Here is a 26,722-nt window from a genome sequence, read left to right as displayed (position 1 = left end):
ACTATACCATCAGATTAGTACATCAAACTACTTTTGTTCCTGGTCATTACCGCTACTTAATTTCAATAGAAGTTCCTGGCTATGAACCTGACCTGTAGCCTGTGGAATTACTTCCTCGTAGTTGGCGGAATTCGTTACGATAATCGGCGTTACTGTGTGATAACCAGCAGCCTTAATCTGTGCAATATCGAACTCAAGCAACAGATCTCCCGCTTGGACCCGATCGCCTTCTTTGATATGGGAAACAAAATGCTGCCCATCCAATTTAACGGTATCAACTCCCACGTGAACCAATATCTCAGCACCGGTGTCTGATACTACAGCCAAGGCATGTTTTTTCTTGAATGCAACGGTAACTGTGCCGTCAAAAGGCGATACAACTCTGCCCACAGTTGGCTCAATCGCGATCCCTTTACCCATTGCTCCCGATGCAAAGGCCGGATCTGGAACTTCCGACAATTCAACAATCGTTCCTTCGATTGGGCTAAATACATTTTCGTCTGAAGCATTCGTTGCACGAACAGATTGCTGAGCGGATGTCGTAGGTTCGGTTTTTGTTTCTTCTTCGACCGGATCTTTGAAGCCCATGATGTACGTCAGTACAGCCGAAACAACAAACGATACTACGATACCCAGAATCAATCCTGGGAAACCTTGTCCGCCTGGTCCGTAGAAGATTGGCAAGGTCAGTAGTCCCGGTGCGCCAGATGCAAATGCCAATGTGCCCGCTTGACCAATGATAGCTCCACCAACTGCACCACCGATAACTCCTGCAATGAATGGACGTTTCAGTGGTAATGTTACCCCATAGATGGCCGGTTCCGTAATACCGAACAAAGCCGTCAACGTGGATGATCCCGCCAATGTTTTCAGTTTTTTATTCTTGGTTTTCAACATAACCCCAAAAGCAGCACCCGTTTGGGCAAAGATCGAAGCTGTCGCAGCCGGTTTAACCCCATCCTGTCCATACACTGCAACGTTGTTGATAAATACTGGGATCAGACCCCAGTGTATTCCGAATATAACGAGCAGCTGCCAGCTTGCACCCATAACAGCTCCAGCGAGCAATGGACTGAATCCAAAAGCGGCAACAAGCCCGGCTGCAATTCCATTACCTACATATACGCCAAATGGTCCGAATACCAACAGTGTCAGAGGTACCATAATCACTAGCAAAAATAATGGCGTAACAAAGTTTTTCACACTATCGTGAAGTGTTTTATTAAAGAATTTCTCCAACTTGCTCATGACAATGACAGCTAAAATGATAGGAATAACTGTAGATGAATAGTTCATCAAAATGACAGGGATACCGAAGAAATCCGTTGGTGTTCCCTCTGATTTCAACGCGACGATGGACGGATAGATTAGCGCTCCTGCAATCGTCATCGCGACAAACATATTTCCTTGGAATTTACGTGCTGTTGTAACCGCTAACAACAGAGGCAGGAAATAAAAGAGACTATCTGCTGCTGCATACAGGATTGTATATGTTGTTTCTGTCGTTTCCAGCCATCCAATATTGCTTGCAATCAACAATAACCCTTTTAGAATACCGGCTCCCGCCATAACACCCAGAAGTGGTGCAAAGATGCTGGATATGATATCGATAATACCCCCGAGCCCTTTGGCTGCTTTGCGAGGTTTTTCTTTATCAGTCGAATCGTCCAGAATGTTACTGATCTGTCCAATGGCACTATAGACTTCAGGCACCTTGTTACCAACAACCACCTGGAACTGTCCTCCGTTTTCTTTGACTGCGATGATGCCTTCTGTTTTCTCAAGTTTGGCTTTGTCTGCCTTGGCATCGTCCTTCAATACAAACCGTAATCGTGTTGCACAATGAACCAGCGATTCCACATTTTTCTCACCGCCAACCAGTTCTACAATCTCTTTGGCCAGTTTCTCTTGACTCATGATCTGCACCCCCACTTTTTCTCAAACAGGCCCTTTACCGATTTTTTTGCACGCAAAAAACCTAAGCCTTGAGCAAGGGGACACAATGGTCCTGACCTTCTCATGACTTAGGTTTTGCCTGCATAACCAGTAACAATCCCAGTTAAATCGTATTCAATTCCTGTTAATCACATATTATTATAATAAAACCATTTTTGTCAACATTTAAATATTATCGATTAACCACTCGTTCGATATGAACCGTCAGATACAATTTTTCTTCATTGGTCAACTCATGGTTGTATTCCTTTTTGACAAACAACTCAATTTTCTCCGTACACGCTGCGGCATCTGGATGTTTCTCCTTAATCATGTTATAGAAATGATCATAGTTGTTGTCGTAATGCGTACCACTGAGCACACGCTGGGAGAAGAACTTCAGATGTGTGATAAAGCGAAAATAACTGAGAGAGTCCTCATCAAATTCCATTTTGAAATGATATTTCGCTATATTAATAATCTGCTGGATAAACTTCGTAATGTTCATCGTTGTAATAACTTCTTCGTTCATCTCTGCGTTAACAATATGAAGAGCAATAAAAGCGGCTTCATCGGGTGGAAGCTCAATATTCATTCGGGTGTTGATCTGTTCCAGCGTCCTCAGGCCGAGTTCGAATTCGGACTTGTACAACTGTTTGATCTCCCACATTAATGCGTTCTTGATCTCCACGCCTTCCCGATAACGTTCGATGGCGAAGTTAATATGATCTGTAAGAGATACATAGATGTTCTCATTCAGCTTTCGGCCCAGATTCTCACATGCATACGTGATAATCTCTTCCACAATTTCAATCAGTTCCATCGGAACTTCCCGCAGCAGCATTTTGAAATTATCGGAAGTTTGTTTGTTTTTCAATGCAAATACTTTCTGGATGCGGGTCTCGTCTACTTTATCCCCCGGCTTTTTCTTAAAGGCAATCCCACGTCCCATCACCACAAGCTCTGCTCCATCCGCCTGATAGATGCTAATGACGTTATTGTTGATAACCTTTGCTATTTTCACTTCAATCCCCCCGTCACGTTCCACTCTCTTGGCAGTTATACATCGTTTTTTGGGCATACAAAAAAAACCTGAAGCATCACAAAATAAACAAGACATGGTGGTCTGCTTTTTTTGGTGCTTAGGTTTTGCCTACTTCGAGTAGTAACAATCCCAGAAACGATATAATTGCGTCAAGTATAGCGCGAACCTGACTATATGTCAACGCTTTCAATGTGAGGAAAATCGGAAGTTCCGTGAATTTATGGTCCTTCCGATTGTTTGATGTCTGAACTAATCCAATTCACCTTTTTGACTACGCGTCACCCAAGTTTGTTCCGTTGGATTCGATCACATTTTTGTACCACTCAAAACTCTTCTTCTTCAGTCGTGTCAGCTCACCTTGACCTTCATTATTACGATCCACGTAAATGTAGCCATACCGTTTTCTCATCTCACCTGAGGAGGCACTTACAATATCAATAGGTCCCCAGCTGGTGTAACCGATGATGTTCACTCCATCCTGAATGGCCTCACCCATTTCAGCTACATGTCGTTTCAAGTAGTCAATCCGGTACGCATCATCCACTTCACCTTCCGGTGTAACCTCGTCATTGGCACCAAATCCATTCTCAACAACAAACAGCGGCTTCTGATAACGATCATGTAGTTGATTGGCGGTAATACGGAATCCTTTGGGATCAATCGTCCAGCCCCACTCGGACTTCGCCAGATATGGATTGGCTACCGAGCCAAATACATTACCACTGGTCATATTTTTGATAACTTCCGGATCGGTACTGGTTGTACGACTTGAATAATAGCTGAACCCGATATAATCTACGGTATGATTCTTCAAGATTTCCGCATCACCCGACTGCATAACAATGTTCAATTCGTGATCCTTGAAGAAACGTTTGGCGTAACCCGGATATTCCCCGCGTGACTGCACATCGATGAAGAAATAGGACTCTCTATCTTTTTCCATGCCCTGGAACACATCTTCCGGATTACAAGTATACGGATAGAAGCTTCCTGCGGCGAGCATACACCCAATCATGGCACCAGGAATAATCTCATGACATGCCTTGACTGCCAATGCACTTGCAACCAGTTGATGGTGAGCAGCCTGATATTGAATTTCCTTGATGTTATCCCCTTCATTAAACGCCAGCCCCGCCCCAAGGAACGGAAGATGTAACAGCATGTTGATCTCATTAAATGTCATCCAGTATTTCACCTTGTCTTTGTACCGAGTGAATACCGTTGTAGCGTATGTCTCGAAAAGAGTTACCAGTTCACGACTTCTCCAGCTGCCATACTTCTCGATCAGATGCACAGGCACATCAAAGTGAGCCAATGTAACCACAGGTTCAATGCCGTTTTTCAACAATTCATCAAATAGGTTATCGTAAAATTGTAATCCGGCTTCATTTGGCTGTGCATCTTCTCCTGTCGGGAAAATCCGTGCCCAAGCAATGGAGACACGCAGTGCTTTGAATCCCATTTCGGCAAATAAAGCAATGTCTTCAGGGTAACGGTGATAAAAATCGATTGCTTCATGCGAAGGATAGAACTCGGTAGCAAGCGGCGTAAAAGCTGGAACATTGCCTTTCATAATGCTTCTGCGGTTCTCTCCTGTTGGCAGCAAGTCAACAATACTCAGCCCTTTGCCATCTTCCAGATACGCGCCCTCCGCCTGATTGGCAGCAATGGCTCCACCCCACAGAAAGTCTTTGGGAAATTTAAAATTCGTCATCATCATTCTCCTTCCAAATATGTAATTCAGCTATCCGCTCCAATCGTAAGAAACATTAAAAAGACAAAATATTTAAGTTGAACTACACAATTACACATAAACGGAGAGGACAGAAAAAATCTGGAGAAGCGGAGCGTTCGCCTTTATCACCGGATTTCCCCTTTAAAAAGGGATTCAAAAAATCTGGGGATAACAGCGATTGGAAGATTGTTCTGGCCGCGCAGTCGTCTCGTGTAAAATCGGTTGTTCAACTTAAATAGAAAAAACCCGAACCAGCCTGGGTACACGATTACGTGTAAACAAGCCAGCTCAGGTTATGCCCATATCGGTAACATTCCCAGATCATGATTATGCGGATTGGATAAAACTTTAGCAAGAATCAGAACAGTTGTCAACTTCTTGAAACCGGTTTAGCTTCGGATTGCCCACTACGATATTTGATAGAACGCAGCACATGTGCCGCCAAGAATCATCTGTTGATCTAGTATAGGTAAGGCATTAATGTGAGAATTAATAAGACCATATACTTCAGAATACGTAGCTGAAACGTTGCTCACAGGCCAGTCGGACCCAAACATTAACCGTTCTGCACCAAAGGCTTCTATGGCGATATTCAGATAGGCTGTAAAATCCTTTGGATTCCAATTTACCCAGTCTGCTTCCGTCACCATCCCTGAAAGTTTACAGTACGCATTAGGTTGTGCGGCCAATGACTCAATCGCTTCTTTCCAGGGTGAGAGTATACCTGATTTTATGTCGGGTTTGGCTAGATGATCAAGTACAAATCGCTGTTCAGGAAACGTCTTAACCAGTTCAACGGCATAAGGCAGTTGCTCCTTGGATACCAACAGATCATAGGCCAAACCATACTCCTTTAGCAATGAAATTCCGCGCTGAAAGTCTTCTCTCAATACATACTTCAGATCAGGTTCATCCTGTATGACATGTCGTACGCCCTTCAGATACGGATTGGACGCGAACAGTTCAAGCTGATTCCGAACTTCATCCGAACAAAGGTCCACCCATCCGACAACACCTTTGATACATTCATGCCGATCTGCCAACTGCAGAAGCCACTCGGTTTCTGTCAGTGATTGTCTGGCTTGTACCGCAATACATCCATCCAGTCCGGATTGGACCAATAAAGGTTCAAGAGCTTCCGGAAGAAAAGATTGACGAATGGTTTTCATCTCTTCGCCAATCCATCCGTATTCGGCGACATTGTATTCCCAGAAATGTTGATGTGCATCCAGCTTCATATTAGATCCCTCCCAGGGTATTTAAATCTAATTATCATTAAAAAGCAATCACTGATTTTCACATGATTTTTATTCCAATTGTGCAGGTATTGTCGTATATTAAATCATGATATAGTAAATTACGAAAACGCTTTCAGTACATAAATCGGTGGTGATTCCAGCATTAGACAAGTGAACTTTTGTTTGCGTTGAGCTCTATTTCCACCCTGCTTAACCGCTATTCATGTTCAACCATTCTCTATTCGAAGGAGACTATATTAATGAAAAAAAACCGCAAATCAGTCCTATCTCTTACGCTTGTGACTGCCCTGATTCTATCTCTATTCTCCTCGGCTATGGCTTCAGCTGCAACTGACAACAGCGAACAGGCCAATACCTCACCCGCTCCAAGCAAAATGCAGACCTACGTGAACGCCATGGAGCCTGGCTGGAATCTGGGTAACTCTCTTGACGCCGTTGGTGAAGATGAGACAGCCTGGGGCAACCCGCGCATTACGAAGGAACTAATTCAGTCGATCGCAGATGAGGGCTACAACAGTATCCGTATTCCTGTAACCTGGGAAGCCCATATCGGTGACGCACCCGACTACACAATTGATTCCGCTTACATGAATCGGGTTCAAGAAGTAGTAAACTGGGCCCTTGATGCGGATCTCTACGTCATGATCAATCTTCACCATGATTCCTGGCGCTGGATCAGTTACATGGAGAAAGACCATGACAATGTGCTTGCACGTTATAACTCTGCTTGGACTCAGATTGCGGACAAATTCAAAGATGCATCCGATAAACTCATGTTCGAAAGTGTTAACGAACCACGTTTCTCCGAAGGCGGCACAACAGATGCAGCGATTGGATATCGCATGCTGGACGAGTTGAATACTTCTTTTCACAAGATCGTAAGAACTTCGGGTGGAAACAACGAGACACGTCCTCTTGTACTTCCAACGATGCATACCTCTTCCGCTCAACCTGATCTGGATGAACTGAATAAGACCATTCAAAAATTGAATGACACCAATATTATTGCAACCGTTCACTACTACGGGTTCTGGCCATTCAGTGTGAACATCGCAGGTTACACCAAGTATAACGAGGAAGTACAGAAGGACGTTACCGACACTTTTGATCGGGTATACAATGCTTTTACAGCGAAAGGCATTCCGGTTATCGTTGGTGAGTATGGCTTGCTTGGTTTTGATCAACACACAGGTGTCATTGAGCAAGGCGAAAAACTGAAATTCTTCGAATTTGTTGGACAATATCTGCGTCAAAAACAGATGACAACGATGTTGTGGGATAACGGACAACACTTCGGTCGCACAAGTTTTACTTGGTCTGATCAGGAATTGTTTGATACCATGAAAGCCAGCTGGACAGGTCGCTCATCCACAGCCGAAACGGATCTCGTATATCTTAAACAAAATGAAGCCATTCAAGATAAGAAGGTAAAACTCAATCTGAATGGGAACAAATTCAATTCGTTGAAAAATGGCACTACCCCTCTTGTAAGAGGTAAAGACTATACGATCAAAAAAGATGTGCTTACGTTAAAATCCAATCTGTTAACCAAATTGACAACCTCTGGTGATTTGGGCGTAAATGCCACACTCACGGCTGGATTCAATGAAGGTGCTGACTGGAACTTTAATATCATTAAATATGACACACCTAAGTTGAACGATGCAACAGGTACAACCAGTGCATTTGCCATTCCGACTACGTTTAACGGGAACCAACTGGCAACGATGGAAGCAACATATGCAAACGGAGAAAACGCCGGTCCACAGAACTGGACTTCGTTCAAAGAATTCTCCTACACATTTAGCCCAGATTACGAACGTAATGTGATTGAGCTGAAACCTAACTTCTTCAATGAAACCAATGATGGCGAAATCACGCTTAAGTTCCATTTCTGGAATGGAGATGTGCTGACGTACAAAATCACGAAAAATGGAACCAGCGTTGTTGGTGTAGCTTCATATTAGTTATAAGGATTCCCCACTTAATCTATACCCGTGGGAACCACGAAACGTTCTGTCCAGAGCCTACGGCTCGGACAGAACGTTTTTCCTTTTACTTCAGATATTCCTTCCACATCCATTATGAATGACCGTTCACAATAAAAACGAAACATTCCCACTCTGGCTATGAATGACATACGTCGCACCAAGCCCTTTATATACAAGACCAACTGGAGCCTTGTTACTGGAAACGACATAGAGATGTTGCGGATACCAGCTGTGACACAACTGGATATCCTGGCAACATTGAGGCAGATTATTCTCGAACACAAATGCATTTGTGACCATATATTCGGGTCGAGTCTGTTGCATCCCTTCCGTTTCTTGAATATAACGCACAGGAAATGCTACGAGGGTTTGAAGTTGTTCCCGTTCCTCTTCACTGTGTACAAGCACAACGAAGGCTAATCTCTTTTTCAGTAATAAATCCACGAAATTCATCCCCGCTGCACTGTGTCCTGCTGATACAACAATCATTGCTTCATCCATTGCTGTCTACCTCGCCTTCACATCAGATCCTGCATATATCATCTCAAGTACGTTATGTGCGAATCATAGTCCTCTGTCTGCCTTTCCGCAATTGAACCGTATCCGATTCAGAACCTTCCTGATTGATTCCAGACCGTAATCCTGTTCATATCTTGTATAATGCACTCTTTACTCTGTTATTCTCCCTATTTCTCGGTCAATCATAAGTGATTCAAGAAACCTGATTAACCGAGCCATAATTGAAGATATATCTCTTTTTAATCGCTTACATGCACAGATTCAAAGCAAAATGTCTTAATACTTTAGCTAAAAGTAATGCAAAAAGGCAAAGGAAACCTGATGATATACCAGTTCCCTTTGCCTTGTATGATTTGTATTTTTCTACATCCATGTTCCAGTACATTTCTATTTCAAACGATCACTTATTGTGGCTCAGTAAATTTCACTACCAGCACCGCTTCTCCATTGGCTTGCACACGACCGGTTGAGGCTGCTGTAACAGTTGCTATCATTTCGTTTCCACTTGGGATCAACACAGGTGTAATCAAAGGTAGACCCGCAGCCTGAATGACATCCATGTCAAATTCGATCAACAATTGACCTGCAGTTACACGATCTCCGCTATTCACATGTGCGGTAAAACCGTTTCCTTTCAGTCCAACCGTATTAATTCCGATATGAACCAACATCTGTACACCTGTCTCATGCTCCAGAATCACCGCATGTTTACTCTTGTTCATGACATGTGCGATGACACCATCAAACGGTGCATATACTTTGCCTTCTGATGGCTCGATGCCAACGCCCTCACCCATATGTTTTTCCGAGAACGCCGGGTCAGGAACCTGCTCCAGAGCAACGACGGTACCGTTCATTGGCGAAGCGATTTCGAGAAAATCTACCTTAGGACGATTGCTTGTAACGGCATCGGTAACTGAATTAATACGCGGATTAAATTCCTCTGCTTTAAGTTCAGTTGATGTTACTCCACTGTTCTCATGGCTCACCGATTCTTCTGCGACCGGTTGATCCTTATATCCGAAGAACCAGGTAAGTGCAAATGCAATCGCCATGGCAACCACGTTGGACAAGATATACAACGGCAGTTGGCTGTTCAGATAGAGCAGTGTACCGGGAATAACCGTTACAGCCATGCCTGTACCCTGCAGATGGAACAAGGAAGCGATGAAACCACCTACACCACCACCAACAAGTCCCATAATAAATGGTTTCATATAACGCAAGTTAACTCCGAAGATCGCTGGCTCCGTAATGCCCAGAAATGCGGACAAGGAAGAAGGTAATGCGAGTGCTTTGAGTTTCATATTTTTGGTCTTCAGACCGACTGCGAGACAAGCCGCTCCTTGTGCTGCCATGGCACAGGTAATGATGGCGTTGAACGGATTGAATCCCGTTTTCTCCAGTAGCTGAATCTCCAGGAAATTAAAGATGTGATGTACACCGGTAACAACAATAATCTGATGGAAGAATCCAATGATAATACCTGCAATGCCAAACGGAAGATCCAATACGGCAGTTGTTCCATGCAGCACCCACTCTTCTAGGGAATGGAATACGGGACCAATCGCGAATAATCCAAGTGTGATCATAACCGTTAACGTAATAAAAGGAGTCAGAATTAAATCCAGTGCCTCGGGTACCCGTCTTCTTAGTACCTTCTCAAACTTGGCTCCAATCAAACCTACAAAGAACGCAGGCAGAACCGAACCTTGATAACCCACGACAGGTATAAAACCGAACATATGCAGCGGCTGTGCTGATCCATCTGCCACCGCGTAAGCATTGGGTAATGCAGGATTGACCAGCATTAGCCCCAGTACGATACCAAGTACTGGACTTCCGCCAAATACGCGGAATGCGGACCACGCTACAAGTGCAGGTAGAAATGCAAATGCCGTATCCGTCAGGATTTGAGTGAACAACAGGAAATTGACCGAGATATCATCCGGTGTTGCACCGAATAACGCCAGAATTTCATTCTGGGTAAGTAATCCGCGCAATCCCATGAACAGTCCTGTAGCTACCAGTACGGGAATGATGGGTACAAATACGTCACCAAACGTGCGGATAGCCCGTTGAAAAGCATTTCCTTCTTTTTTCCCCTGACTCTTCACATCTTCCTTGGACGTTCCTTCGATGCCCAGCTTCTCAACCTCTTCAAAGATTCGATTCACTGTTCCCGTACCAAAGATAATCTGATATTGACCTGAGTTGAAAAAGGCGCCTTTCACCTTCTCAATATTCTCGACCGTTTTCTGATCAATCTTTTCTTTATCTTTCACCATGATGCGAAGACGAGTTGCACAATGTGCAAATGATGCGATATTCTCTTTGCCCCCGATGGCATGAATGACTTCTTGGGCAATCCGTTGATTCTCCGACATGTTATCTCATTCCTCTCACGTAATACTTAATAATTCCATTGAGTTGCTTCAAAATCAGCTTTGCCTCCGCGTGCAAAGAAACGAATGTCCACGCTGTCCCGGCTTGGGAAAATGCGGCTGGTAAAGACCTCTTCCCCATCGTTCACAAAGATCTCGACCGAGGACGAATCTACGAACAGATGGAACTTAATCACTTCCGCAGTAAGTGTGCACTGCCGTACAACGCCATTCTGCTCTGCCAGCTCGGTACCAGACATGGTCCGATCCAAGACAACTTTCTGCTGAATCCGATCATACAGAAGAACCGTTTTTTCAGTTCCATTTGCCCGGAATTCGATGCCTACAACCTCTGCTTCTATATGGCCTATCTCACATATCAGTTCATAGGCAATCCCATTAAAACCAGTGAAAGATCGACTCTCATTATCAATTGTTGCGCGAACATGTGTACCTTTATCCTGCTGACGTAATTGGACCATCTCTTCAACCGGTTGTTGAATTAACTTGCCGTCACGGAATGACAATTGCCGAGGAATGGTCAGACAATGAGCCCAGCCACTATCGTCTGTTGGATATTCCAGATCGGGAAGTCCCATCCATCCAACCAGAATACGTCTTCCGTCCGGGCTCTGCATCGTCTGCGGCGCATAGAAGTCGAATCCACGATCCAACTCCTGAAATTCATCATGATTGAACTCTCTCGTCTGAAGATTGAGCGGCTCACCGATCAGATAACCGGATTGAAAAATATTCTGATAATGATCTCCCGCTGCATCTAAGCCTTGCGGGGAAAAGACAAGTACACCTTTCCCGTCCATCTCCATATAATCCGGGCACTCCCACATGTAACCAAAGGAGGTTAATTGCGTACGAATTTCACCAAGGAACTCCCAGTTGTTCACATCAAAGGAGCGATACAGCACTGTACATCCCGTCTCGTCTGTTCTCTGCGCACCAATTACACAATAATACGTGTCTCCTTGTTTCCACACCTTGGGATCTCTGAAGTGTTCCGTGTATCCGGCTGGCACAGACGAGATCACGGGATCATTCAGTTTGGTTACTGAACCGCTTTCATCCATAACTGCCAAGCATTGATACGGATGTCTGACCCAATCCTCATCTCTGGTATTGCCCGTGTACAGCAAGTGCAGCTTGCCGTCTTTTTCAATCGCACTGCCGGAATAAGCTCCGTGTGAGTCATACCTGCCACCCGGTTCGATTCCAATCCCGACATTTTCCCAGTTCACCAGATTCTTCGAGCGGGTATGATACCAGTATTTCATGCCATGTTCTGTCCCAAGTGGAAACCACTGATAGAACAGATGATAATAGCCTTGATAATATGCAAAGCCGTTAGGATCATTAAGCAGACCTGTTATCGGCTGAATGTGATAACTTTGTCGCCAAGGACATACGGATATCTGTGCTTCAAGCTTCGCAATCTCTCCAGGCTCCGCTTGCTCAATTCGTCTGTAGCGTTGCTCTCTAGTCATTTTCATAGCTGTTCTCCATTCCTTGCTTATATAAGTTAGACCAAGAAATTTCACACTGAGACTACGATGGCAGAACAATCCTCCGATCGCTGTTATCCCCAGATTTCCTGATCCCTTTTCTAAAGGGTGAAATCCGGTGATAAAGGCGAACACTACGTTTCTTCAGATTTTTTCTGCCCTCTCCGTAAATGTTTATTTCTTATTTAACTTATACAAAAATCAATTACAGGAACCGGTTCCATTCGACGCAAAAAAATAATTCCATGGCATTAGTGCCTGCCCGTGTTCGCATATCCGCATTGGATATTCATAATGGAACCGGTTCGATGGAATTATCATAAAGGATGTTTTTATAATTTGTCAACGCTTTCTCGAGGAATTAGTTCTACGTCGAGTGTTGTTCGTTCCTCCACCGACTCGCCTTTGACCAGACGAATAATATGATTCGCCGCTACTTTGCCCGCCTGCAAATAATGATATTTCACAGTCGTCAGCGTGGGGTGAATCATCTCCGTAATATCATATCCGCCAAATCCCGTAACAGACAAATCTTGCGGTATGCGGATTTTATTGGAGAATGCAATCTTCATCACACCCAGTGCGATATTATCCGTGGCCCCTACAATGATCGTTGGTGTGATTTCTTTCAGAATGGCTTCAGCGGTAACGATGGCTTCCGACATCTTAAAGCTTGTCTCATAATACTTCACTTCACATCCACCACACTCGGCGATTGCTCGCTGGAACCCTTGTTTACGATAGATTCCTACCGCCCGATCCTTCTCGCTAACCCCCATATACACGATCTTGCGATGACCCTGTTCGACGACATATCTGCCCATCTCATAACCTGCTTGGTCATCATTGTGAACCAGACTGTGCAATTGCTCATGCTGCTGCCCTACCAATAACACCGGAATCCGTATATCCTCAACGGCCTTCAGATGTGCTTCGGTCACTTCAGCAGCCAGCAGAATAATACCCGATACCTTCTGTCGTGCAAAATCATAGATAGCATCAATCTCGCGCTGCATGTCCTGACTCGTGTTTGCGATCAGCATCTGATACTGATTACTCCGCAGTTCTTCATCAATTCCGATCAATGTCTGTGATGTTGCAAAAGAATCAAGACGTGGCACAACCGTACCGATGATACTGGTCTTCTTAGCCTTCAGACTCTGTGCAAATGTATTGGGAACATAGTTGTATTGTTTGATAATGCGCTCAATCTTCTGGCGTGTATCCTCACTAACCGATCCGCCATTCAGGAAGCGAGAGACCGTGCTTTTTGCCACACCTGCCATCTGAGCGATATCAGAAATCGTTTTATTCATAAAGACTCCTCTTGTTTCTGTTAGCTATATAAATTGAACTCAAGAATATTCACACTTACCACTCCGATGACAGAACAACCTTCCGATCGCTGTTATCCCCAGATGTTTTGATTTACTTTTTCAAAGGTGAACATCCGGAGATAAAGGCGCACGCTCCGCTTCTTCAGGTTCTTTCTGTCCTCTACGTTCTCGTGTGAATGTTTAGTTCAATTCATATAGTTTACCTTTTATTATACTTCGAATCGCAAACCCATGGCGAATTTGATTCAACTCCATTTATCGCGCATCTATTGAACATTCCCGATGTAATAGCAAAAGCCCGATATCAATGTGACGTTCATACCAAAGTATGATCCGACATTCATCAGGCTGTTAAGCTTCCATATACACGTTTGCACAGACCATTAGGGCATGGATAATCCCTATCCCTGCTGACTCAGACCTCAATAATAATTGGCAAGATCATAGGTCTTCGCTTCGTTTGAGCGTAAATATAGTGACCAATCTCATCTTTCAGCTTTCTTTTGATCACATTCCACTGATTCACCCCAGCCCCGGTCAACTCCCCCATTCGGTTTAGAACCAGCTCATGAATCTCATGCATGAATTCTTCCGAATCCTTAACAAATACAAACCCTCTGGAGATAATTTCAGGTGACGTGACCATCTGTTTTTCCGTTTTGCTCAGTGTAGTCACAATCACCAGCATGCCATCGGAGGATAGTTGCCTGCGGTCACGCAGTACAATATTGCCGACATCACCCATGATCAGACCGTCTACGAGACTATTTCCTGATGCAATTTTGGGACCTAGCGAAGCAATGCCGTCTTTGTACTGGACCATATCCCCATTATTCACGATAAACACATGATCACGCTCTATTCCTACGGATTCAGCAAGCAGTCTGTGTTGATACAACATGCGAAACTCACCGTGGATCGGAATCAGATAATCCGGTTTCATCAGGGTTAACATCAGTTTGAGTTCTTCCTGACTGCCGTGTCCCGATACATGCATCCCAGCTGCACCACTTGAACCATATATCACACGTGCTCCGAGAACATACAGGTTATCAATTACATGTGCAAGATTTCGTTCATTGCCCGGAATGGCTCCGGCAGCAATAATGACCGTGTCCCCGGCGTTAATTCTTACGTGAGGATGTTTACCGGATGCCAAACGTGACAATGCTGCCATCGCTTCTCCCTGGCTACCGGTGCATAATACAACAACTTGTTCTGGTGGAAACTGATCCGAATCGATAGCTTCAATCAACAATCCGTCAGGAACTTGCAAATACCCCAATTCACTGGCCACCGATACCACATTCACCATACTTCTGCCCAACAGTGCCAGTTTGCGGCCCGTCTCGAATGCTGCATTCACAATCTGCTGTACCCTGCTGACATTCGACGCAAAGGTCGAGATGAATACTTTTTGTTTTGCACGGATAAAGGCATCCAGAATGTGATCTCCCACAACACGCTCGGAAGGTGTAAATCCCGGTCTTTCTGCATTGGTACTCTCGGAGAGCAAAATATGGACACCCTGTTTGCCAATCTCGGCCATACGGTGCAGATCAGGGAATGGTCCATGTACAGGCGACATATCAAATTTGAAATCTCCGGTATGCACAACATTGCCTGCTGGGGTCTGAAAAAAGATACCAAGACAATCCGGTATACTATGACTGGTTGCAAAAAAGGAAACCTCGATCCCTCCCAGCGTAATGCTGGAATGAGCATCGATCGTATGCAAGTCGGCCTTGCGTAGCAACCCATGCTCTTTCAGTTTAAGTTCGATCAGCCCACGAGTGAGTCTGGATGCATACACCGGGATGTTCATTTGTTTTAACAAATACGGAATGCCACCAATGTGATCTTCATGTCCGTGAGTAACCACAAGACCCCTTACTTTATCCAGGTTCTCCAGCAAATACGTTACATCCGGAATGATCAGATCAATACCAGGCAATGTCTCATCGGGAAACTTCGAACCACAGTCAATCACGATGATGTCCTGATGGTACTGGATGAAATACATATTCTTCCCTATTTCATTCACGCCGCCAAGTGCAGCGATATAAAGTTTGTTGTGGGCTAGATTCAACTCTGTTATTCCTCCTCTGCGTGGCAATCGTATACGATACGGATCTATATTCCTAGTATGGAAGCAATCGCCTCAGTTATGCATTTCAGCGTGATTATGCCAAAAAACCACCATGGAATTTTCATTCCATAGTGGTTTATACGAAATATAAATGCGGTTACACCAATGATTTATCACGCTGTAGTAATACGTCTTGTTCATAGGTTTTGATATCGGTGATCCACTTTTCACGGACTGGAACGCCTTGCTGAGCACAATAGTAGTCCCAGATCGACCCAAACGGATAGGATTTGAACTCTTCCGTTAAGGCAAGACGCAACGTGTAATCCCCTTCCAATTCGGCTTGTTTCAAGGCATCCACTGGTTCGAGCATCGCTCGGAGAAGGGCTTTGATCGTGTTGCGAGTCCCCACAACCCATGCAGCTACACGGTTAATACTTGCATCAAAGAAATCCAGTCCAATATGTGTGGTCGCAAGCAGATCATGTCGAACCAGTTCACGGGCAATTTCCAGCAGTTCATCGTCCATGATTACCACATGGTCACTGTCCCAGCGCATCGGGCGGCTTACGTGAAGCAGAATGCCACTTGTAAACAAAGACAAGGACGACAGTTTATTAGAAATAACCTCTGTTGGATGGAAATGACCCGCATCCAGGCAGATTAACGTATCATTTTGCAAACCGTAACCCATATAGAATTCATGAGAACCCACCACATATGCTTCCGAACCCAGACCAAACAGCTTACTCTCTACCGCATCCAGGTTGTGCTCCGGGTTAAGTGGTTCACCGAATACTTCATCCAGCGATTCTTTGAGACGTTTGCGTGGTGTCAACCGGTCAACCGGATTATCTTTGAATCCGTCCGGTACCCATACATTGGTTACACAAGTCAGACCAAGCTGTTCCCCGAAATAAGCACCAATCCGGCGGGATGCCTTGCAGTGATCAATCCAGAACTTGCGAATTTCAGGGTCTGGATGACTGAGCGTGAACCCGTCACTTGATTTTTCATGGGAAAAACATGTTGGGTTGAAATCCAGACCAAGTCCTTGTTCTTTGGCCCATTTCACCCAGTTCTCATAATGCTTTGGCTCAATCTGATCCAGTTCAACCTGCTCGTCTGTATCCGTGTAGATCGCGTGTAGATTGACCTTATGTTTGCCAGGAATCAGAGCAAAAGCTTGCTCCAGATCGTTACGAAGTTCTGCAGGGGTTGTCGCAGCCCCCGGATACTGACCTGTAACGGAAATGCCCCCTGTTAGCTCTCCATCTTTGTTCAGAAAACCTTTGACATCGTCGCCTTGCCAGCAGTGTACGGATACTTTGATCTCCGCGAGTTTGTTCAGTACCTCGTCCGTATCAATTCCGTGCTGGGCATACAATGCCTTGGCTGCTTCATAAGCTTGCTTGACTTGGTTATCCATCCGCAAAAACCCTCCTATTTTAACGTGTAAATGCTGCCGGTACACCGCCATCAATGGTCATCATACAACCGGTTGTTTTTTCGGATTTCGAAGAAGCAAAGAATGCAATTCCTTCCGCAATATCTCTTGGATAGATATTCACGAGCAAAGTCGTCCGTTTGCGATAATACTCTTCCAATTGATCCGGTTCAATCCCGTATGCCGCTGCTCGTTCATTTCTCCAGGAACCGTTCCAGATCGCTGAACCCTGTAGAATGGCATCTGGAAGAATCGTGTTGACACGAATGCCATACTCTCCACCTTCTGCTGCAATACAACGTGCCAGATGTGCTTCCAGCGCTTTCGCTGAACTGTAAGCCGAGGCACTTTTACCTGCATACACCGAGTTCTTGGACCCGATAAATACCATGCTTCCACCAATACCCTGCTGTTTCATCAGCTTGAATGCTTCGCGAGCCACGAGGAAATACCCTGTACCCAGAACATTCATATTCAGGTTCCATTCTTTCAGGGATGTTTCGTCAAATGGGCTGGATGTCGCCAATCCGGCATTGTTCACGATGATATCCACTCCGCCATATTGCACCGCAACATCAGCATAAGCGGATTGAACGGCTTCCTCATCGGTTACGTCCATTTTCAGCGCGTAAGCACGATTCGCACCGTACTGATCATTGATTTCCTGTGCTACTTTCTGTGCGCCCTCCAGGTTGAGATCAGCAAGCACCACATGTGCGCCTTCAGATACCAATCTGCGTGCTGTTTCACTTCCGATACCGCCTGCGCCGCCTGTAATAAACGCCACTTTACGGGAGAATTCGGTTTCTGCTGGAGCCAAAGACAATTTGTACAATTCCAGCGGCCAGTACTCCACATTGTAAGACTCGTTTGCACTAAGTGATACGAATTGGCCCAAGCTAGTAGCCCCACGCATAACGGCAATCGCTCTGTGATACAACGCTCCGCTTACTTGGGAAAGCGCCCAGCTCTTGCCTGTGTTGATCATGCCCACACCTGGAATGAGGATAACGCGTGGTGCCGCTTCGAACATGACATCACCTTCGTTTTTGTTGCTCTCAAAATACTGTTGATACTGCTCTTTGTAGGCAGCCACACCTTCTACCAACTTGGCTTTTAAACCTTCAATATCTTCCGCATCCGGTGTCCAATCGATGAACAAAGGTACCACTTTGGTATGTACCAGATGATCCGGGCAAGCTGCACCCACCTGTGACAATTCCGGTGAATCTGCTCCGCCCACAAAAGCAAGTACGTCCTCTTGATCGTCAAAGGACAAAATCATTTTTTTGCTATCCGATACCGCTCCACGAATTGTTGGCATTACACGTGATACGATCTGACGACGAACCTCTGTTGCAAGTGCCGGGTGTTTCACACCACCAAACAAACTTTCTTCGTTCACCCGTGCTTCGATGAATGCTTCTGCTTCGTTGATAATCTTGATCGTTTGTGCGTAACATTCCTCGGATGTTTCTCCCCAAGTGACAAGTCCGTGTTTTTCCATCAGCACGAGTTCGGCATTGGGATTCGAGAATACGCTTTCAGCAATCATTTTAGATAACGTAAACCCTGGACGAACGTAAGGTACCCATACAAAACGATCACCGTAGATCTCTCTCGCCAATTCCTTGCCGTTATGCGCACAGCACAAGCTGATAATGGCATCCGGGTGCGTATGATCCACATGTTTATATGGAAGAAACGCATGCAGAAGAGTCTCGATAGAGGCGCGCGGGTGCTTGGCATCAATCATGCAATGTCCCAGATATTCAACCATCTCTTCATCCGACATGGATTCACGTTCAATTAATGGTCGAATGTCTTCGAGCCCAAGTCCGGTAAAATGTTTCGCTTCCATGGAACCCAGATCAGAGCCGCTTCCCTTCACATACATTACTTCTACATCACGACCACGAAAATCCTTCACTGTCGTTTTGGTAGACGTATTACCACCGTAGATGTTACATACACTGCGATCAGTCCCAATCAGATTGGATCGGTAAACCAACTGCTCAAGTCCTGTTGTTCTCTCAGATGCCTGCGATGCATTCCATAAACTCTGTACCATTTGTTTCCCTCCGATAATGTTTGTTTTATTCCTAATCCGAGTTTAACATCTTTGTTTTATTTTGAAAACAAAATATTTTAAAACAAAACGGAAATATTCAAAAGTCATTATAGATTGAACTATTTTATTAAAAAAACACCCTGACGAAACCGTCAGAGTGTTCCTGTTTCAACGGCGGATTAGAAAATCCCCGCTTTTTGAGAAGTGTTTTTAATTCCATAGGTATCATTAACTACGGTGTTGCCAAAGCTCGTTAAGCTTCCGTTCGGACCTGTGGCCATGTCCAGATAGTTTAGACCAGAGCTGTTTCCGTACCAAGACCAGGCAAGCCAGCCTACCCCTTTTTCCTGACCATATCTCATAATGGCATACTCGTCCACATCACCGTTTGTGTGATATCCCCCGAATTCACCAATGATCAGAGCCAATCCTTTGTTCAGCACATTCTCCATATTGGCTTTGACCGTTGCAGCATCTTTGCCAGCATACTCATACATATGAATGGAGAAGACCGTATTTTTTTGAGAATCGGCTACAAATACACTTTGTCCATAATCCACGATGGATTGAGGGAACTGCCCCCATCCGGCTGCATCCACAATGAGCGTATTTTTAATTCCCGCATTTCGGAGTTTCGGAATGGCTTTTTTGTAACCATCAGCCCACGCACTTCCATTCCACGTTCCATACCATTCATTGGCGATATTAACGATGACCCGATCTTCTTTGCCAATCAAAGCTTCCTTAATACTAATCCAGTAGTTCACCGCCGCATCCAACGAATTATAGTCATCTTTCCCTGTAGCGTCATGCACCTCGAGTACAGCTATCATTTTATTTTGGTTAACCACATTAATAATATTTTTAACAGCGTTCAGATCATCTTTGGTGTACAGGCTACCATTCGAAAGAACTATGCGTACCGTATTGGCACCTGTTTTGGCGATTGCAGGGATAGCGGTATTCAAATCATTTTTGAACCAGGAATGTCCGTGATTAACACCTCTCATGACAAAAGCCTTGCCTGTGGAATCGTATAACTTGTTACCGCTTACATAAAATCCTGTAGCAGCAGATGCTTTGGGTGCTGCACTCCCTAATACCATGAACATGAGTGTAGCAATAACCGTGAAGATTGTACACTTTTTCAGATTAACCATTCGTTTGGAACCTCCTGTATTTGTTTTTTTATTTCAATTAACCTTGCTCTAGGCAAGAAGTTAACTAAAATCGTTGGTAATGGAAGTTTTTTTTATTAAATAAATAACAAAAAACTTTATATAAGTCACGTTATTTAGTTTAAATAAACTTTATCGTTAAGGTTATGAAGTTATAATAAATTGAAAACGCTTACCAGTCAAGATCTTTTTACCATGATTAGGAATCATTTGTTTTTACATAACACAGCAAAAAAAGGTTCTCTCCCCTCACAATCGTTCGGAGAAAGAACCCTCTGTATTATTAACTAAAGTTAACTCTTGTTTATCTGTTATTTTGTTTAACTCCTGATTTAGACTAAGTGTCTTCTCTAACTCCCGCCAATACCAAACCAACCCGATACTGTGGTCTCACCCGAATTTCATTAAACTTTCCAATCTCCACGCCCTCAAACCGCTCCACATAAGCCTGATTCACATAACTCTCAGTCGTCCCTTTTCGAATTGGGGTTATAGACAGACGAAGCGCGTGATCAGCCAACAAATGACGGGATTGCTTCAAACCAAGCATCCAGCTGTGTCCATAGTGAATATGATCCGTTAACATCTGATGATGAATATGTGCTGTTGCAACGTCTCCTTCATAATCAATCTCAATCCACACGTCATCTACTTGTTCCGGCCACGCTGTGTCCAATCTCAGTGTTGCTGCATACTCTTTCGGATAATCAACCTCTACAGCAGGCTCGTAAGGAGAAACTTGGAATGTATACGTACCGAATATTCCCTGCTTCGACTGGGATGACACAGCATATTTCGAAGCTGAAACATGCTCTGGAGCCGGATAAAAGGATACCTCCATCTCTGGTTGCTCCACAGATGTACATAGGAGCATCTCATTCTGTACATACAGATGACTGCTGCTAATTACAAGCCTTTCTTCTCCGCCCACACGGAAACGGTAGGCATGTAATGCCTCTTCACGGGTTAATGTAATGATACGTATGATTATACCGTCCGATGTTGTAATCCCCAGATGATGGTCCTTGCCGGCAATCGGATGTATCACAACTTCATTCCCCTGCTCTGATATTGTACCTTCGGGCATCTCCACATTTGTAACAGAAGATGCATCAACAACATACTCAGGCGCCATGCCTTCATGGGCATAAAAGACAGCCGTAAGCTCCTGATTTACCATAAATCGGGTCAGTGGCTGAACGGTAGCACTAATGATCTTCATTCCACTCAGATTCATATGGAAAGGCAGAATGGTTGCCATGCCGGATTTCAGCTGCATTGTTCCTTCTCTTGGATAAAAAGCAGTCCCTTTGCTGGTATGCAGTTCCAATTGTATGTCTCGATCAGGCATCGCCACATGATCCTGATAATTATTCATGAACAGGAATCCCGAGCCATCTTGTTGGCGAACAGACCAACGCATATCCATCGTGTTCTCCGGTGTTATCGCATGTTGACCATCCGGTACAACACAGCCCATTGGTGCAAGTAACTCACCGTATCCTTCCAGGAACATGGACAAGGTACGAATGCGGTCATACGATTCACCAACACGCCCAAATTCCCCGAGTGGCGATTGGTAATCATACGTCATTTTCGGCAATGCCTGCTCGTTCATATATGAATTTTTGCCTATCGGATTGGTCCCCCCGTGATACATATAATACCCAACCAGATTGCTGCCGTTCGCAAGTTTCACAATGGTCATCGCCTCGACGCTGTCCGCATCAACGACCGGACGAGCGTGATAACTGACCTGCATGCCTCCAGCAAGCTCGCAGTACGCAGCGGGGTACTCCAGACTGTCATAATCCACTTCTTCCACAGGATTCATATGCAGATCCCGGAATAAATACTCCCGGCTTGGAGGCTGATTGGGAATCCATGGTGTGTACGCATAACCCGCTAGCATAGGCAATGTTCCTTCTTCAGGCACCGCAGCATTGCCCCAGGCCGTGGCAGTATAGAACATCGGCTTCATACCGACTTCTTCGGCAATATCGCGAAGCATCTTCAGATGTTCTCGTCCATCCCGACCGGAGGCAATGTATTTTTCGCGGGTATATCCCCAGGCATCCATGGGTGCGCCAGCGTGCATATACTCATTTTCCAACTGTACCCCGATAACAGGGCCACCCTCCTGATAAAAACAGCCGTTGAGCTGACGGGCAATCTCCCGATATAATCGCTTAGCGTAATACAGATATCCTTCATCGTTCGACCTGACTTCGAATGGATAACTGAATAACCAATCCGGCATTCCACCATTACGCACTTCCCCATGACAGAATGGACCAATTCGTACGATCAGAGGCAGCTCATGTTTGCCACACAGATCCACAAAGTGCCGCAAATTAAGATTTCCTGACCAATTGAATTCGCCTTCCTGCTCCTCGTGAAAATTCCAGAAAACATAGGAAGCGACAATGCTCACCCCGCCTGCCTTCATCTTCAGTAATTCTTCTTCCCACTGCAAGTAAGCGAATCTGGAGAAATGAAACTCACCTACCACGGGAATATGGGGTTTAGCATTACGAGTCATATAATAGTTTGTAAAATCATACGATTCCCCTCGTGGGCTTTTGCCGCCACTGCCAGTCATGCGACCCACACGAATCTCTTTATCTTCCGCATCCAATATAAAGCGAATATGGCTACCTGCTATATTATCATTCATGGATTATATAACTCCTTCGATATAAATGGGATGTGTTGAAACGATTATCAATTATCGATGGATGATTGCCCCTTGATGATTCGGGTTTTTCTCCAGTACCCGCTCCAACTCAAGTTCAGCTTCACTTATCCGCCCCAACCCCAGAAGACCCAATGCCCGCATATACCGGCAATGTTCTTCATTTCGCTGATCTAAATCGTCGTCGAATACCAGAAAATCGGGCAGAGATACCGCAAAATAATCCATTCGGATATGATCATGCATATGTCTTTCCGCATAGTCAATGAGTTTGTTAAACCGTCGGTTTGCTTCCTTCACATTGCCAAGCTTCTGCCAAGCCAGACCCTGATAATAGATGGATTCCGGCGGTTGGTCATTATAGAACATCGCGCTTGCCGGTTCGTTCAAACCGATGGATGCTCTGTGGAAATTCTCCTCTGCCACCTGATTCTTCTTCAGTTGCTGGTAGGCACAGCCAAGATAAAAGTAAACTGGATTGTCTCCGGCTCCCTCCAATTTACCTTCACCTAAGTTCTCCGGGTAAACCAAAGCCTTCTTCAACAATTCCAATGCTAGTTCAGGTTGTTGTTTCTCCAGATTTTGCTTTGCCAGTTCTGTCAGTGCCGTAACATATTGTCCTGTTACCTTGCCTTCTCCACCCTCCCATGGATGAAACCGCCGGGTCTGAAGGGCATTCCATGCTTCTTGATGACTACCTTGCATATTCAATAAAGTCACCCACTCGATATACAGATCATCACGGTGGTGAACCAACTCCATATGTTGTTCCAGCAATTTGACTCGATTCTCGCAGGAATACCCTATCTTCTTGTGCAATTGATCCAACTCGTAGAAGATTCGGGCATCCTGTGAATCCAACCGGAAAGCTTCCTCTAATGATGCCAGTGCAAGATCGGGGTGATTCAGCTTGTTATAATAAGCCAGTCCCAGATTCCGATGTAGAGTCGAATATGCAGCATCCAGCTCGCGTGAAGTTTCCCAATGGGTAATTGCTTCCTCGTAGCGTTTATGATCATATAACCAATTTCCCAGGTAATAGTGAGCACGCGCATCATTCGAATCCACTGCCAATGCATCCTGAAGCACAATGAATTCAAATAACGTATTAGGAAAACAATAATCCGTTGGAGCAGCTTTCCCCTGCTTTTGACATTCCCGGGCCTGCTCCACATCCCCCAGCTGACGATACAAGTAAGCCTGAACATAACCAACCATAGGATACGGCTGTGCAATTTCGGATTCAACATAAGAGAGTACCGTCAGTGCTTCTTCCCACAATCCACAATCAGCGTAGTCTGCGGCTAGATTCAGATAATTATAAACGTCTCCTCGCATCAGACGATGGAAATGCTCACGTGTTTGCCCCGCTTGTTCTCTCTCTGAAGGTGTAGTCGCTCCGCTATAGATCAGGACTAATTCATGTGCAGCTCCAAATTCAACCGGGTCCAGTTCCAATGTCTCACGCGCATATTGAATGGCCCGTTTATATTGACCCAATCTACGTAACAGAGCCACCTTCAGATGCCGAGCCTTATAATTTCTGGTGTTACGAATCAGCGAACGTTCGATGTGATCCAACGCTTCGATGTCCCGTTGTAACGCCGTATCGATCTGAGCAAGCATGTAATAACCTGTATCCTGATACTGTGCAGACCATACGGCTTTATACAGGGCTGCGTAGGCTTCTTCCTGTTTCCCCTGTAGTTTCAAACTCAGACCGAGTTGGCAAAATGCTTCACTATCATATGGATTCGTATTTTTCCACGTCAGCGATTGTACGGCCTGTCTGAAATGCTTCTCTGCATCTTGAAACAACCCTCTACGCAGCAGCAATGTGCCATACGCTATGTTTAAACGAATATCCGTTGCATCACGCTTCAAACCTTCCAGATAATAAGGTTCCGGTTCATACGTGGCATGCCGATATTGTTCCAAATGAAGGCCCGCCAGATATAGTTGTTCATTCGTACGAATCTCGGATGGTAGCGGGAGTGGTGTGGCCGGGTCTGGGACTTCCTGAATCTCAGAAGGTTCAGGTTGATAGGCTACAAGTACTTTTCCTTCCGCAGTTCGAACACTTAACTTCACCTGATGCCATTCATCTTGTCCGCTCCACGGGAATGAAGATTTATATAGTTCCGTAGGTGAGATATTACATCTCTCATGGAGATATACCGTGGTTGGTCCTATCACTTCAACGGTCACTTGTTCAAAAACCGACGTCGCATATACCATCACGGTTACCATTCCGGTCGTTTCGTCCATTTCCAGATTAACCGCTGCATCAATCGTTGCATTTTTGACCATACCAATTCCTTTATACGGCATAAAATACTGCGAGAATGATTTCGCTTCATAGGGCTGTAACCACGTAAAATCAGGCTGATTATCAGTGTAGATCCCGGTCATTAATTCAATATAAGGTCCATCCTCGTCCGTTAACTGACGATCCCAAGCTTGCCCGAATTCCCCGTTCCCCCAGGTCCATTGCTTCTTGCCCGGAGAAATATGATGATTGGCTACATGCAACAAACCCGCCTGAACCCCGTGGTCATAACCCCCTACAAAATTATAATCCGACTTATACGCCATATAGGATGTTGGAACCGGTATGTTTTTATATCGTGAGATATCCACACCTTCGGAATAGTCCATCTTGTAATAGGTGCCGGTTGCGATAGGAAAGCGGGATACGTCCCGTTTTCCGTGGTCCAGCACAGCCGTTACATCAGGTGGAAACACGGATTGCGTATGATCGTTGACAGCTACAGCCGGGTTGGCCCACCATAGAAAAGTTTGAGGTGCGCTGGTGCGATTGTATACCTCAGCATGGATTTCAAGATAGGCTTTGCCGGGATGTAATGTGAAGCCAGCGGTCATTTTGGTACCATACATGCGGTCAATCTCACCCACCCACACGGTAGCGCTTCCATCTTCATTACTGCCAAATGTATAATCGACTGGACCAAATGTGTTGGGCCGGTGATGCTGTGGCCAGTTGAATTCAATTCCACCGGAAATCCATGGCCCTGCCAGACCCACGAGCGCAGGTTTAATCACCCGGTTATAATATACAAAATCGTAGTTGTTGGTCCGATCCAGCGCACGATAGATCCGTCCACCCAGTTCGGGCATCATCTCGATACGTACATATTCATTTTCAAGAATAATTAATCGATACGACTTCATTTTGGCCTCATCTTCAATGCTGTCGATTACAGGATGCGGGTACACCTTACCCGAACTTCCCTGGTAGATTCTCTTTTCAAGAAACATCGGATTTTTGTCTGGTTTACCTGTACCATAGGTTGGAATATCTCTGGTTTCTTCCCATATGCGAACATTTGATGTCGCTGTCACGTGATTCAATTCCCTCACTCCTCGGCCTCGTATATATTGTGATCATACGCTCCGACATGCAGAAAAAACATTGACATTAAGCGGTTCTTGATGGACGATCTTCGGATTCCCCCATAACCAAAGAGAGTACCGCTCCACTGAATAATGCAGTGAAAGG

Annotated in this window: 15 protein-coding genes; 1 reads left to right on the top strand and 14 read right to left on the bottom strand. The window is 45.0% G+C overall.

What is annotated here, in order from left to right:
* Nucleotides 1-27 precede the first annotated feature (27 nt).
* The 4 genes from V6668_RS13760 to V6668_RS13745 form a co-directional block, all read right to left on the bottom strand.
* Nucleotides 28-1,917, bottom strand: coding sequence for a beta-glucoside-specific PTS transporter subunit IIABC (locus V6668_RS13760; protein WP_338708701.1), 1,890 nt, complete (start codon nt 1,915-1,917; stop codon nt 28-30).
* A 211-nt stretch (nt 1,918-2,128) separates the two neighbouring features.
* On the bottom strand, nt 2,129-2,959 hold the full coding sequence (gene licT / locus V6668_RS13755) for a BglG family transcription antiterminator LicT (RefSeq protein ID WP_338708700.1): 831 nt from the start codon (nt 2,957-2,959) through the stop codon (nt 2,129-2,131).
* A gap of 292 nt (nt 2,960-3,251) precedes the next feature.
* Complete coding sequence (locus tag V6668_RS13750; protein ID WP_338708942.1) at nt 3,252-4,694, bottom strand: 6-phospho-beta-glucosidase; 1,443 nt, start codon at nt 4,692-4,694, stop codon at nt 3,252-3,254.
* Between the two features lie 428 nt (nt 4,695-5,122).
* Entirely contained in the window at nt 5,123-5,953 is an 831-nt protein-coding gene (locus V6668_RS13745) for an amidohydrolase family protein (protein WP_338708699.1), read from the bottom strand.
* A 260-nt stretch (nt 5,954-6,213) separates the two neighbouring features.
* On the opposite strand from V6668_RS13745, the gene V6668_RS13740 reads away from it, so the two are divergent.
* The gene (locus tag V6668_RS13740) at nt 6,214-7,941 is read left to right on the top strand and encodes a cellulase family glycosylhydrolase (RefSeq protein ID WP_338708698.1); all 1,728 of its coding nucleotides are present in this window, start codon (nt 6,214-6,216) and stop codon (nt 7,939-7,941) included.
* A 129-nt stretch (nt 7,942-8,070) separates the two neighbouring features.
* Here the strand turns inward: V6668_RS13740 and V6668_RS13735 are convergent, their stop codons facing one another.
* From V6668_RS13735 to V6668_RS13690, 10 genes are all read right to left on the bottom strand, one after another.
* On the bottom strand, nt 8,071-8,466 hold the full coding sequence (locus V6668_RS13735; RefSeq protein WP_338708697.1) for a hypothetical protein: 396 nt from the start codon (nt 8,464-8,466) through the stop codon (nt 8,071-8,073).
* A 422-nt stretch (nt 8,467-8,888) separates the two neighbouring features.
* Nucleotides 8,889-10,871, bottom strand: a complete 1,983-nt coding sequence (locus V6668_RS13730; protein WP_338708696.1) for a sucrose-specific PTS transporter subunit IIBC — start codon at nt 10,869-10,871, stop codon at nt 8,889-8,891.
* Between the two features lie 26 nt (nt 10,872-10,897).
* Nucleotides 10,898-12,373 (bottom strand): sucrose-6-phosphate hydrolase, encoded by a 1,476-nt coding sequence (locus V6668_RS13725; RefSeq protein ID WP_338708695.1) that lies wholly within the window; start codon nt 12,371-12,373, stop codon nt 10,898-10,900.
* Nucleotides 12,374-12,717: 344 nt separating this feature from the next.
* Entirely contained in the window at nt 12,718-13,701 is a 984-nt protein-coding gene (locus tag V6668_RS13720; protein ID WP_036670711.1) for a LacI family DNA-binding transcriptional regulator, read from the bottom strand.
* A 436-nt stretch (nt 13,702-14,137) separates the two neighbouring features.
* Nucleotides 14,138-15,811 carry a ribonuclease J gene (locus V6668_RS13715; RefSeq protein WP_076249490.1) on the bottom strand — a complete coding sequence of 558 codons (1,674 nt, stop codon included), beginning with the start codon at nt 15,809-15,811 and terminating at the stop codon, nt 14,138-14,140.
* Nucleotides 15,812-15,968: 157 nt separating this feature from the next.
* Nucleotides 15,969-17,240, bottom strand: a complete 1,272-nt coding sequence (rhaA, locus tag V6668_RS13710; RefSeq protein WP_338708694.1) for an L-rhamnose isomerase — start codon at nt 17,238-17,240, stop codon at nt 15,969-15,971.
* A 19-nt stretch (nt 17,241-17,259) separates the two neighbouring features.
* Complete coding sequence (locus V6668_RS13705) at nt 17,260-19,329, bottom strand: bifunctional aldolase/short-chain dehydrogenase (protein ID WP_338708693.1); 2,070 nt, start codon at nt 19,327-19,329, stop codon at nt 17,260-17,262.
* A gap of 179 nt (nt 19,330-19,508) precedes the next feature.
* Nucleotides 19,509-20,441 carry a glycoside hydrolase family 5 protein gene (locus V6668_RS13700; RefSeq protein ID WP_422395278.1) on the bottom strand — a complete coding sequence of 311 codons (933 nt, stop codon included), beginning with the start codon at nt 20,439-20,441 and terminating at the stop codon, nt 19,509-19,511.
* Nucleotides 20,442-20,844: 403 nt separating this feature from the next.
* Complete coding sequence (locus V6668_RS13695; protein WP_338708691.1) at nt 20,845-23,184, bottom strand: beta-galactosidase; 2,340 nt, start codon at nt 23,182-23,184, stop codon at nt 20,845-20,847.
* A 51-nt stretch (nt 23,185-23,235) separates the two neighbouring features.
* The gene (locus V6668_RS13690; RefSeq protein WP_338708690.1) at nt 23,236-26,574 is read right to left on the bottom strand and encodes a DUF5107 domain-containing protein; all 3,339 of its coding nucleotides are present in this window, start codon (nt 26,572-26,574) and stop codon (nt 23,236-23,238) included.
* Between the last annotated feature and the right edge of the window lie 148 nt (nt 26,575-26,722).

Source organism: Paenibacillus amylolyticus, from assembly GCF_036894225.1.
In the GTDB taxonomy this organism is placed as follows: Bacteria; Bacillota; Bacilli; order Paenibacillales; family Paenibacillaceae; genus Paenibacillus; species Paenibacillus amylolyticus.
Note: the sequence above shows the minus strand (reverse complement) of the source record. Positions and strands in the feature narration are given on the sequence as shown.

Excerpts from the sequence above, each read along its gene's own strand:
- V6668_RS13760 (WP_338708701.1), bottom strand. The coding sequence starts at position 1,917 with ATGAGTCAAGAGAAACTGGCCAAAGAGATTGTAGAACTGGTTGGCGGT.
- V6668_RS13750 (WP_338708942.1), bottom strand. The coding sequence starts at position 4,694 with ATGACGAATTTTAAATTTCCCAAAGACTTTCTGTGGGGTGGAGCCATT.
- V6668_RS13745 (WP_338708699.1), bottom strand. The coding sequence starts at position 5,953 with ATGAAGCTGGATGCACATCAACATTTCTGGGAATACAATGTCGCCGAA.
- V6668_RS13740 (WP_338708698.1), top strand. The coding sequence starts at position 6,214 with ATGAAAAAAAACCGCAAATCAGTCCTATCTCTTACGCTTGTGACTGCC.
- V6668_RS13735 (WP_338708697.1), bottom strand. The coding sequence starts at position 8,466 with ATGGATGAAGCAATGATTGTTGTATCAGCAGGACACAGTGCAGCGGGG.
- V6668_RS13730 (WP_338708696.1), bottom strand. The coding sequence starts at position 10,871 with ATGTCGGAGAATCAACGGATTGCCCAAGAAGTCATTCATGCCATCGGG.
- V6668_RS13725 (WP_338708695.1), bottom strand. The coding sequence starts at position 12,373 with ATGAAAATGACTAGAGAGCAACGCTACAGACGAATTGAGCAAGCGGAG.
- V6668_RS13720 (WP_036670711.1), bottom strand. The coding sequence starts at position 13,701 with ATGAATAAAACGATTTCTGATATCGCTCAGATGGCAGGTGTGGCAAAA.
- rhaA (WP_338708694.1), bottom strand. The coding sequence starts at position 17,240 with ATGGATAACCAAGTCAAGCAAGCTTATGAAGCAGCCAAGGCATTGTAT.
- V6668_RS13705 (WP_338708693.1), bottom strand. The coding sequence starts at position 19,329 with ATGGTACAGAGTTTATGGAATGCATCGCAGGCATCTGAGAGAACAACA.
- V6668_RS13700 (WP_422395278.1), bottom strand. The coding sequence starts at position 20,441 with ATGTTCATGGTATTAGGGAGTGCAGCACCCAAAGCATCTGCTGCTACA.
- V6668_RS13695 (WP_338708691.1), bottom strand. The coding sequence starts at position 23,184 with ATGAATGATAATATAGCAGGTAGCCATATTCGCTTTATATTGGATGCG.